Origin of the sequence: Devosia sp. Root635, assembly GCF_001427605.1 — a bacterium.
Taxonomy (GTDB): domain Bacteria; phylum Pseudomonadota; class Alphaproteobacteria; order Rhizobiales; family Devosiaceae; genus Devosia.
Genome location: NZ_LMGZ01000022.1, coordinates 333,631 through 344,637, shown reverse-complemented (window position 1 = coordinate 344,637; position 11,007 = coordinate 333,631). Strand labels below are relative to the sequence as shown.

General features: G+C 64.8%; 8 protein-coding genes and 1 pseudogene. All 9 read left to right on the top strand.

Annotation, left to right across the window (positions count from 1 at the left end):
* Positions 1-186: 186 nt before the first annotated feature.
* Positions 187-747 carry a DNA-3-methyladenine glycosylase gene (locus ASD80_RS16780; RefSeq protein ID WP_056235388.1) on the top strand — a complete coding sequence of 187 codons (561 nt, stop codon included), beginning with the start codon at positions 187-189 and terminating at the stop codon, positions 745-747.
* 335 nt (positions 748-1,082) lie between these two features.
* Positions 1,083-1,400 (top strand): hypothetical protein, encoded by a 318-nt coding sequence (locus ASD80_RS16775; protein ID WP_056235450.1) that lies wholly within the window; start codon positions 1,083-1,085, stop codon positions 1,398-1,400.
* Positions 1,401-1,490: 90 nt separating this feature from the next.
* Positions 1,491-3,344, top strand: a complete 1,854-nt coding sequence (gene recQ, locus ASD80_RS16770) for a DNA helicase RecQ (protein WP_056235385.1) — start codon at positions 1,491-1,493, stop codon at positions 3,342-3,344.
* Positions 3,345-3,477: 133 nt separating this feature from the next.
* Positions 3,478-4,161, top strand: a pseudogene (locus tag ASD80_RS16765) (heparan-alpha-glucosaminide N-acetyltransferase); the annotation flags it as partial.
* Between the two features lie 613 nt (positions 4,162-4,774).
* A complete protein-coding gene (locus tag ASD80_RS16760) occupies positions 4,775-6,631 on the top strand; it encodes an ABC transporter ATP-binding protein (RefSeq protein ID WP_156460515.1) in 1,857 nt (618 codons plus the stop codon).
* Positions 6,628-8,526, top strand: a complete 1,899-nt coding sequence (locus ASD80_RS16755) for an ABC transporter ATP-binding protein (protein ID WP_056235379.1) — start codon at positions 6,628-6,630, stop codon at positions 8,524-8,526. Before ASD80_RS16760 ends, ASD80_RS16755 begins: the two co-directional genes overlap by 4 nt.
* 264 nt (positions 8,527-8,790) lie before the next feature.
* Positions 8,791-9,528, top strand: coding sequence for a TSUP family transporter (locus tag ASD80_RS16750; RefSeq protein WP_056235376.1), 738 nt, complete (start codon positions 8,791-8,793; stop codon positions 9,526-9,528).
* A 35-nt stretch (positions 9,529-9,563) separates the two neighbouring features.
* The gene (locus ASD80_RS16745) at positions 9,564-10,475 is read left to right on the top strand and encodes a LysR family transcriptional regulator (RefSeq protein WP_056235373.1); all 912 of its coding nucleotides are present in this window, start codon (positions 9,564-9,566) and stop codon (positions 10,473-10,475) included.
* Positions 10,476-10,577: 102 nt separating this feature from the next.
* Positions 10,578-10,958, top strand: coding sequence for a hypothetical protein (locus tag ASD80_RS18990; protein WP_056235371.1), 381 nt, complete (start codon positions 10,578-10,580; stop codon positions 10,956-10,958).
* The last annotated feature ends 49 nt before the right edge of the window (positions 10,959-11,007 follow it).

Genomic DNA, 11,007 nt, shown 5'->3' with positions numbered 1-11,007 from the left:
AAACCCTTCAAACTCGCCATCAACGCTGCAATGAGAAAGTTCATCACCATCCTCAATGCTATCGTCAAACAATCCACAGTTGCTTGACCCGAGGGCTCAGCACTTGCTGTGCGCTCCGCAAAGTATAGAGCCCTCGGATCAAGCCCGAGGGTGACGCGTGGTGGGTGGGACGCTATCTAGGAGGATATGCCAGCAGATTCCCTCCCACCCGCCTTCTTCGCCCGCCCCGCCACCGAAGTCGCCCGCGATCTCATCGGCATAACCCTGCTGGTCGATGGCGTCGGCGGTCCCCTGGTCGAGGTGGAAGCCTACGACCAGTCCGATCCCGCCTCGCACAGCTTCAATGGCCCCACGCCCCGCAACGCGGCCATGTTCGGCCCGCCGGGCCACGCCTATGTCTACAAGATCTACGGCATCCACTGGTGCCTCAACTTCGTCTGCCAGCCCGGCAGCGCTGTGCTGATCCGCGCCCTCGAACCCCAGCATGGCCTGTTCCAGATGCAGGAGCGCCGTGGCGGCCTCGCCGACCGCCAGCTCTGCTCCGGCCCCGGCAAGCTGTGCCAGGCGCTGGGCGTCACCATCGCCCACAACGCCCTGCCGCTCGATGCCACCCCCTTCGCACTGCTGCCCGCCGATGTCAGCCACGACATCGCCACCGGCCCGCGCATCGGCATCACCAAGGGCATCGAAACCCCCTGGCGCTTCGTCCGCCGCGGCTCCCCCTTTCTGAGCAAGCCGCTGCGCTGAATCTTCACCTCTCCCTTGGGGGAGAGTGCCTGCCCCGGACTTGATCCGGGTCGGCGCGCAGCGCCGGGTGAGGGGGCCTTTACTGGGTGAAGTGCGCGGGGCAGGCCCCCTCACCCGCCTTGCTTTGCAAGTCGACCTCTCCCCCGAAGGGAGAGGTAAGGGGGAACCAAACCCCACACCCGGCGATTGCTTCTCAGAGGTCCGGCGCGCGTCAACCGGACGTGGTGGTATGGGGAACGGATCGGTTTTTCCGGTTTCCCGGTCCGGCCAACGAAATGGCAGCCGAGCCCTTGTCCCACCCGCGCCGGCCTCGTCCGCTTTCAAAGGAGATGGCCATGCCCCAGGGTGACAAATCCGCCTATACCGACAAGCAGAAGCGCAAGGCCGCGCATATTGAGCAAGGCTACGAAGACCGTGGCATATCCCACGACGAAGCCGAACGCCGCGCCTGGGCCACCGTCAACAAGGACGATGGCGGCGGCAACAAATCCGGCTCCGGCCGTGGCAGGGAAACCGGCAATCCCGCCGCGCACAAGGGCGGCAGGAAAGGCGGCGAGGCATCTGCCAGCCGCCCCGCCGCCGAACGCTCCGCCTCGGCGAAAAAGGCTGCCGCCACCCGCAAGCGCAATGCCGAGCACCACGCGCATCACTGAGCACCGGGCGGCGAGATCGCCGGTGGATAGCGCTGGCTCGTGATTTCTGCCGCCTTGCGGCTCACCCCGCCCCTGTGATCCAAGGGCGGGGTGAGCACTGTTGAATCGAGCCTCGATCTGTTCGACGCGGGCCCGCGGACGTCCCCCCGCGACCCGCTGGCAGTATTGCGCGATGTTTTCGGCCACAGGAGCTTCCGCGGCCAGCAGCATGATGTGGTCGATCATGTGGTCGGTGGTGGCGACGCCGTCGTGCTGTTCCCCACCGGCGCCGGCAAATCCATGTGCTACCAGATCCCGGCCATCTGCCGGCCCGGCGTGGGCATCGTCATTTCCCCGCTCATTGCCCTGATGCGCGACCAGGTCGAAGCGCTGAAACAGGCCGGCGTTGCCGCGGCGGCGCTCAATTCCTCGCTCTCTTCGGAAGAGTCGGCGGATGTCCGCCGCAAGCTGCGCAACGGCCAGCTCGACCTGCTCTATGTCGCGCCCGAGCGCGTGGCGACGCCGGGCTTCGCCAATATGCTCTCGGGCATCGATATCGCGCTTTTCGCCATCGACGAGGCGCATTGCGTGAGCCAGTGGGGCCACGATTTCCGCCCGGAATATCGCGAGCTGATCCATCTGGTGGAACTCTTCCCCGGCGTGCCGCGCATCGCGCTCACCGCCACGGCCGACCCCACCACCCGCGAGGACATTATCGAGCGGCTGGGGCTCGAACAGGCGCAGGTCTTCACCACGAGCTTCGACCGCCCCAACATTTCCTATTCCATCGTCGAGCGCGACAAGGCCCGCGACCAGTTGCTGGCCTTCCTCGCCGCGCACAAGGGCAGCTCCGGCATCGTCTATTGCCTCAGCCGCGCCAAGGTCGAGGACACGGCCGACTGGCTGTCCGGCAAGGGCATTCCCGCTTTGCCCTACCATGCCGGCCTCTCCGCCGAGCGCCGCAGCGCCAATCAGGATGCTTTCCTCAAGGAGGAGAACATCTGCATGGTGGCTACGGTCGCCTTCGGCATGGGCATCGACAAGCCCGATGTGCGCTACGTCGCCCATATGGACCTGCCGGCCTCCATCGAGGCCTATTACCAGGAAACCGGCCGCGCCGGCCGCGATGGCCAGCCCGCCGATGCCTGGATGAGCTATGGCATGGCTGACGTGGTGCAACGCCGCCGCATGATCGACGAGGGCAATGCCCCCGACGAGGTCAAGCGCCTCGAACACGGCAAGCTCAATGCCCTGCTCGGCGTCTGCGAAACCGCCGAATGCCGCCGCAAGGCCATTCTCGGCCATTTCGGCGAGGCTCATGCCGGCAATTGCGGCAATTGCGACACCTGCCGCTCCCCCGTCGAAACCTGGGACGGCACCGAGGCCGCCATCAAGGCTTTGGCCGCCATCTATCGCACCGGCATGCGCTTCGGCGCCGCCCACATCATCGACGTGCTGATGGGCAAGGAAACCGAAAAGGTCGAGCGCTTCGGCCACCAGCACCAGAAGGTGTTCGGGCAGGGCGCCGATCTCGATCCAAAAGTGTGGCAATCCGTCATCCGCCAGCTCACCGCCATGGGTCTGATCGTGGTCGACCATGCCAATCACGGCGCATTGACGCTGGGCGAGGGCGCCCATGCCGTGTTCAAGCACGAACGCGCGGTGACCCTGCGCAAGGACCGGCCCAAGAAATCGGTCGAGGTCCGGCGTTCGCTGGCGCGCTCGGTGGACGTCCCAGATCATGCCCGCCCGCTATTCGAGGCGCTGCGCGAGGAACGCACGCGCCTCGCCAAGGCTCAGGGGGTACCGCCCTATGTCATCTTCCACGACTCGACCCTGCGCGCCATGGCGCTGGCACGGCCGGTGCACCCCCACGACATGCTCAACCTGCCCGGAGTCGGCCAGGCCAAGCTCGATAGATATGGCGAGGACTTCTTGGCAGTGGTGAAACGGATGGTCTCGTGAAGACCCCCTCATCGGGCGCTGCGCGCCACCTTCTCCCACGAGGGGAGAAGGGTGCCGACTGCGAACTCTCGGCTCTATCCCCTTCTCCCCTCGTGGGAGAAGGTGCCCGAAGGGCGGATGAGGGGGCCTTCCAGTGAGCACTCAAACCATCAAATCCCCCCGCTTCGCCGTCGTCGACATAGCCCGTGGTGTCGCCATCATCGCCATGGTCGCCTACCACTTCTGCTGGGACCTAAGCTATTTCCGCTTCATTGCCCCCGATGTCGGCTATGACCCGCAATGGGTGATGATTGCTCGCTCCATTCTTGCGGTTTTCCTGTTCCTTGTCGGCATCGGCCTCGTGCTGGGCCACGGCAGCGGCATCCGCTGGCGTAGCTTCTGGCGCCGCTGGCTCTTCGTGGTCGCCGGCGCCCTCATCATCACCATCGCCACCTATATCGTCTTCCCGCAGAGCTTCGTCTATTTCGGCGTGCTGCATGCCATCGCCCTGTTCAGCCTCATGGGTCTCGCCTTCGTGCTGACCCCGCTCTGGCTGCCCATCGTGGTCGGCGTACTGGTCATTGCCCTGCCATTCATCTATTCCGACCCGCTGTTCAACCAGAAGCTCTGGTCGTGGCTCGGCTTCTGGCAGGTGCCGCCGCCAACCAATGATCTCGTGCCGGTCTTCCCCTGGTTCGGTGCCGTCTTGCTCGGCATCATCGCCACCCGTCTCGTGCTGGCCTCGGGCCTGGCCGCCCGCCTCGCCGCCATCGCGCCATCCGGCCGCCTGCCGCGCCTGCTGGCCTTTCTCGGCCGCTGGAGCCTGCTGATCTATCTGCTGCACCAGCCCATCCTGCTCGGCCTGGTCTATCCCGCCGCCGCCATCCTCCAGCCGCAGCTCGCCATGCGCGACGCCGATTTCCTGCGCTCCTGCCAGTCCACCTGCACCGCGGGCGGCACGCCGGCCGATATGTGCGTCACCTATTGCCAGTGCGGCCTCGAAGGCGTGAAGGCCAACGAGCTCTGGAACGCCATCGAGACCGGCATGGTGACATCAGCCGAACAGGAACTGCTCGATGCGCAGAACCGGCAATGCTCCGCGGTGATCTATCCGGAGCTCAATTCGTCGCAATGATGCCCCCGGACGCATTGGAACGTTAATATTTGCGTCCTTTTGCGCAAAATCGATCTTGAATGGCAGCGCGAATGAGCGTTGATTGATCACTGCGAGTTGATTTGTCCGAGCTTCGGCTAGGATTGGTCGCCATTCAGCTCAGGCTGAGCCGAAAATGTCGGTTTTCGAGAACCGGACCGGAACGTACATGGGTACGTGAGGACCGGAAGCGCAGAAAAGCGGCATTTGCAGGCCAGCATCAGCTGAAGGGCGGTTGGTCCGAAGGTTGGCTCCTGCCCGTTCGGACCCACACATATATTGAAGTCTGGATACTTCCTTGACCACCGACAAGGCTGGCCGCGTCCATTCACGCGGCGATGCTCTGGCTCATGTGGCCGCCGCTCACGCCGGCAAGGGGCGTGGGCCGCTGGCACGAATTGCCCTTTACTCCCTCCGCCACCCCTGGCAGGCCGCCGCCGCGATCGGCGCGACCATCGTTGCCTCGGTGCTGCAATTGCTGATCCCGCGGCTGTTGGGCCATGCGGTCGATCAGGCGCAGGACATTCTGGGCAGCGGCAGGGAAGGCGCCGAACAGGCGCTGTTCTGGAGCGCCATGACCCTGCTCGGTGTCTCGGTGGCGCGCGGCTTCTTCACCCTGGTCCAGAACTACTATTCGGAATCGGTCGGCCACCATGTCGGCTACGAGCTGCGGCTGGCCTTCTACGACAAGGTGCAGCGCCTCTCCTATTCGTACCATGACAGGGTCCATACCGGCGACCTCATCACCATAGGCCTGCTCGATCTCGACGGGTTGCGCATGTTCTTCTCGACCGGGCTCGTCCGCACCATATTGCTGGCCGTGCTGATCGGCGTGGGCGCCTATATGCTGCTGACCACCGATATGCTGCTGGGCCTCCTGGCGCTGAGCTTCGTGCCCTTCGTTGCCTGGCGCTCCTCGGTGGCCCAGCTTACCTTGCGCGCCACCTGGCTGGTGCTGCAGAAGAAGCTCTCGGCGCTGAGCCGCGTCATGGAGGAAAATCTCGGCGGCATTCGCGTGGTGCGCGCCTTTGCGGGGCAGGATTTCGAGCTGGCCAAGTTCGACGTGGCCAGCAAGGAGGCGCTGGAACTCTCCCATCAGCGCGTGCATGTGCGCGTGCGCAATACCAGCGCCATGACCTTCTCCTTCTTCGTCGCCATGGGACTGGTGCTCTGGTTCGGCGGCAACAAGGTCATTGCGGGTGAAATGAGCGTCGGCACGCTGGCCAGCTTCCTCACTTTCATGACCATCCTGCAGATGCCGGTGCGCCAGCTCGGGCTGATGGTCAATTCCTATGCCCGCGCCGCCACCTGCGGCGAGCGCTTCTATGGCTTCCTCGACGAGGACCTGGCCATTGAGGACGCGCCCGGCGTGCCTGATCTCAAGGTCACCCAAGGCACGCTGCGCTTCGAGGATGTGCGCTTCACCTACGATGGCGCTACCCACGCCACGCTGAATGGCGTGAGCTTCGAAGCCCGCGCCGGCCAGACCATCGGCATTGTCGGCGCGCCCGGCAGCGGCAAGTCGACCCTCGCCCACCTCATCCCGCGCTTCTACGATGTCAGCGGCGGCCGCATCACCATCGATGGGCAGGATGTGAGCAAGGTGTCGCTGCAATCGCTGCGCCGCGCCGTGGCCGTGGTGCAGCAGGACAGCTTCCTCTTTACCACCACCATCGAGAACAACATCGCCTATGGCGATCCGTGGTCGAAAGAAACCAAGATCGAGAAGGCCGCCGAAAGCGCGCAACTGCACAACTATATCATGGGCCTGCCGGCCGACTACGATACGGTGGTCGGCGAGCGCGGCGTGTCGCTGTCGGGCGGTCAGCGCCAGCGCCTCTCTATCGCCCGCAGCCTCGTGCTCAAGCCGGCGGTGATGGTGTTCGACGATTCCACCGCCGCCATCGATGCCGGCACCGAGCACCGCATCCGCAGCGCCATCCGCCGCTACGCCAGGGACCGGGTGACGCTGGTCATCAGCCATCGGCTGAGTTCGCTCCTGCATGCCGATACCATCCTGTTCCTCGAAGGCGGCAAGATCGTCGAGCAGGGCAGCCACGAGGAATTGCTGGCCCTGGGCGGCCGCTATCGCGCGCTCTATGACCTGCAGACCCGCCCCACCGAAGACATCGAAATCGGGAGCGCCGCCCAATGAGCGCCATCGAGGAAGACGACCGCGAAGTCGCCGCCTTTCCGGGCCAGCGCCCGCCGCGCGCCAGCGTCGGCAGTCACCGCATCGAAGAAGAAATCTTCGGCAAGGCCTACGATCCCCATACGGTGCGCCGCATCTGGGCTTTCGTGCGCCCATATCAGACCAAGATCTACCTCTCGGTCGGCGCCGTGCTGGTCTTCACCGCCACCCAGCTCGCCATCCCGCTCATCATCGGCCGCGCCATCGACAGCGGCATGACCCAGGGTGGCAATTCGACCAACCTGGCCTGGGCCGTCGCCGCCTTCGCCTTCGCCGTGCTGGTCAATTACGCCGCCTCCTGGATTCAGGAAAGCCAGGTGGGGCAGGTGGCCGAGAATGTGCTGTTCGACATGCGTCGCGCCATGTTCGCCCAGCTTCAGCGTGTCTCGCTGAGCTTCATGGACAAGACCGAGGTCGGCCGGCTGATGAGCCGGCTGCAGGGCGACGTCAATTCCATGCAGGAATTCCTCGAGACCTCGGTGATCTCGGTCGGCGACATGGTGCTGCTGTTCGGCATCGTCTTCGTGCTGCTGTCGCTCGATTTCCGGCTGGGCCTGCTGACGCTCTCCACCATGCCGGTGCTGTTCATCGTGCGTATCTTCTGGCTGCCGCCGGCCAAGCGCGCCTTCTGGGCGGCGCATGAGACCAATTCGATCACCGCCGGCGCCATGGCCGAAGGCATCAACGGCGTCCGCACCGTGCAGAATCTCGATCGCCAGAAGGTCAATTTCGACCTCTACGACGACAAGGCCTACAACAATCTGCAGACCCAGCTCACCGGCTCGCGCTTTGCCCAGGTCATGGTGCCCATCGTCGACAGCCTCACCGGCATCGCCATGGCCACGACAGTCGTGGTGGGCGGCTCGCTGGTGCTCAATGGCAGCCTCGAGATCGGCGTCATCGTCGCCTTCATCTTCTATATCCAACGCTTCTTCGATCCGATCCGCTCGCTGACCATGCAATATTCCATCATGCAGCGCGCCATGACCTCGGGACGCCGCATTACCGAAGTGCTCGATATCCCGGCCTCGATCAACGACAAGCCGGACGCCGTGGCGCTGACGCCCGACATGGATGGCTCGGTCGAGTTCAAGGACGTGGTTTTCGGCTATGCCGCCGACCGCCCGGTGCTGCGCAATGTCAGCTTCAAGGTCAATCCGGGCGAGACGGTCGCCCTGGTCGGCCCCACCGGTTCGGGCAAGACCAGCGCCATGTCGCTGGTCCACCGCTTCTACGAAGTCCAGTCCGGGGCTGTGCTGGTCGGCGGGCACGATGTGCGCGACGTGACCCAGGAGAGCCTGGGCGAACAGGTCGCCATGGTGCTGCAGGAGCCATTCCTGTTCACCGGCAGCGTCTTCGACAACATCCGCTACAACAAGGCCTCGGCCACACGCGAGGATGTCATTGCGGCCGCCAAGGCCGTCGGAGCGCATGATTTCATCACCCGCCTCCCCGGCGGCTATGACGGCATGCTGGAACAGCGTGGCTCCAACCTGTCGCTGGGCCAGCGCCAGCTGCTGAGCTTCGCCCGCGCCCTGGTCGCCGATGCCAAGATACTCGTCCTCGACGAGGCCACCGCCAATATCGACTCCTACACCGAGCGCCAGATCCAGAAGGCCCTCCTGACCCTGCTCGAAGGCCGTACGGGCATGGTCATCGCCCACCGCCTCGCCACCATCCGCGGCGCCGACCGCATCATCGTGCTGCAGAATGGCGAACTGATCGAAACCGGCAATCACGACCAGCTCATGGAAAAGCAGGGCCTCTACGCCAAGCTCTACAACATGAACTATGCCAGCTTCGACGATATTCCCGACGAACTGGTGGCGCAGGTCAATGCCAAGGCGGCGAATACGTAAGGCTGGATTTCGCCGAATCCGCTGAGCCCCCTCGCCCCTTGTGGGAGAGGATGGTTCTCCGCGTCCAGCGGAAACCGGGTGAGGGGTTTGCGCCATCCATGCTTCCATGTTGTGGATAGCACGGTGCCCCCTCATCCACCCTTCGGGCACCTTCTCCCACAAGGGGAGAAGGGAGCTCTGCGCATGGGCACCCCCTCTTGCCGCATCCGTCATGGCGCCGCCCCGCCGATAGGCGCATGACACCACCATGTTGGGGAAAATCACATGAGTCTTCTGGTGACCGCCGCCTTGCTGGTGGTGGTGTTCTTCACCTCCATGCTGTCGGGCATTTTCGGCATGGCCGGCGGTCTGGTGCTGCTGGGCGTCCTGCTCTTCATGCTGCCGGTGGGCACCGCCATTGCCGTGCAGGGCGCCATCCAGATCATCGCCAACGGCTCGCGCGCCTGGTTCTCCCGCGCCTTCATCGACTGGAAAATCCTCGGCATCATCTGCCTCGGCCTAATCGCGGCCGGGGTGATTCTCGTCGTCGTGCGTTATACGCCGGACCTGGCGACGGTCTGCATTGCCATCGGCCTGCTGCCGGTCCTGTTGTGGATTCCGCAGTCCTGGCTGGCGCTGGACGCCAGCAAGCCCCACCATGCCTTCGTCTGCGGGCTGCTCGGCGGCGGCCTCAATCTCACCGTGGGCGTGTCCGGCCCGACGGTGGACATCTTCTTCATCCGCACGCCGATGGATCGGCGCACCATCATCGCGACCAAGGCGGCAACGCAGGTGGTGTCCCATGCCGCCAAGGTGGTGTTCTACTGGCAGGCCGCCATGGTGCTGGCGCCGCTCGAATGGGGCGCCATCGCGCTGGCCGCCCCCTTCGCAATAGCGGGCACCAGCGCCGGCTATTGGGTGCTGCAGCGCCTCACCGACGCCAATTTCAAGTCGTGGACGCGCTGGATCGTCACCGCCATCGGTATTTACTACCTGATCCGCGGCATCTTCTTGCTGATCTGACGGCGATGAGTATGGTGCCGTTTCAGGGAGACGACATGGCACCATTCGATAGCGTCACGGCGCGCCTTATCCTTTTGCTGGCCGAAACCGGCTCCATCGGCCGCGCCGCCGAGCGCGAGGGCATTGCCTCTTCAGCCGTCAGCCGTCGCGTGTCGGACCTCGAAAGCCGGCTCGGCGTCGTGCTGTTCGACCGCTCGGCCCATGGCGTCAAGCTGACCTCGGCGGGCGAGGCCTATGCCCAGGGCTGTCGCACCGTGCTGCGCGCCATTGCAGACCTCGATGCCGTGATGTCCGATTTCGGCAGCGGCATGCGCGGCAGCTTGCGCCTGGCCTGCACCAGCTCGGCCCTGACCGGCCGGCTGCCGGAACTGCTGGCGCGCTACGCCGCCAAGCATGACGGCATCGCCCTCGATATCCAGGAAATGGGGGCCGCCAAGGCGCTGCTGGCGCTGGACGAGGGCAGGGCGGATATCGCCATCGTCTCGGATAATTACGATTTCACCCGCTTCGAGATCAAAGCCTTCGAGGATGATCGCGTCTGGGTGCTGGTGCCGCCCGACCATCCCCTCGCCGGGCAGATTGAGCCGCGCAAGGATATCGGCTTCGATACCGTGATCGACTACCCGATCGTCGGCATCCATCAGGCCGGCTCGCTCGACCGGCTGGTGGGTGAGGCCGCGAAAAAGGCCGGCAAGCCGCTGGTCGAGAGCGTGCGCGTCGAGAGCTTCCCCGCTTTGGTCCGCATGGTCGAAGCCGGATTCGGCATCGGCTTCCTGCGTTCGACGAGCCTGCACCTGCTGGCCGGCACCGATCTGGTCTGCGCCCCCCTGGCCGAGCCCTGGGCCCTGCGCCAACTGCTGGTCGCCCGCCGCAAGACCTCGCCGTTGTCGGCCGCCATGAAGAGCTTCATCGCCCTGTGTAGCGAAACCTATGTGCCGAGCGTCTAGGGTGGTTGCGTCGAGATATCCCCGGTCTCGCGACCGGGTGTACTCTTGCTTGCGACACTTGATCCCTTTCGCCGTCCGGCCCGCCGTCCTATGAGTGGCCACATGCACCAGACTCGCAATATCGGCAGGGAGATCGGGACGGCTTTTGCCGTGCTGGCCATCTATCTGCTGACCGTGCTGGCGCCGATGCACCATGCCCGCGCCAGCCAGCTTGCCTTCGAAGAGCTCGGCTATGCCACGATCGAAGCCAGTTGGGTGCTCTGCACGCCATCAGGCATCGACAGCCAGGACAAGGATGCCCCCGTCGCCAAATGCCCGGCGACCGGTGTCGGCAAGACCGAGCTGGTCCTGCCCATGCTCGACGCCGTGCCGGTCAGCCACGAGATTGCGCTGGCCGCCCCGCTTTCCATCCCGCTCCCGGCCTTCCTGCCGCGTGCCATCGCGCCGCCATCCGGCCCGCGCGCGCCCCCGGTTTCGATCTGACCCACCGGCCTTGCGGCCGTCCAGATCACTCAAATCACCGGAACATCAT

Coding starts and splice junctions, on each gene's coding strand:
- ASD80_RS18990 (WP_056235371.1), top strand. CDS start 10,578: ATGCACCAGACTCGCAATATCGGCAGGGAGATCGGGACGGCTTTTGCC.
- ASD80_RS16745 (WP_056235373.1), top strand. CDS start 9,564: ATGGCACCATTCGATAGCGTCACGGCGCGCCTTATCCTTTTGCTGGCC.
- ASD80_RS16750 (WP_056235376.1), top strand. CDS start 8,791: ATGAGTCTTCTGGTGACCGCCGCCTTGCTGGTGGTGGTGTTCTTCACC.
- ASD80_RS16780 (WP_056235388.1), top strand. CDS start 187: ATGCCAGCAGATTCCCTCCCACCCGCCTTCTTCGCCCGCCCCGCCACC.
- ASD80_RS16775 (WP_056235450.1), top strand. CDS start 1,083: ATGCCCCAGGGTGACAAATCCGCCTATACCGACAAGCAGAAGCGCAAG.
- ASD80_RS16755 (WP_056235379.1), top strand. CDS start 6,628: ATGAGCGCCATCGAGGAAGACGACCGCGAAGTCGCCGCCTTTCCGGGC.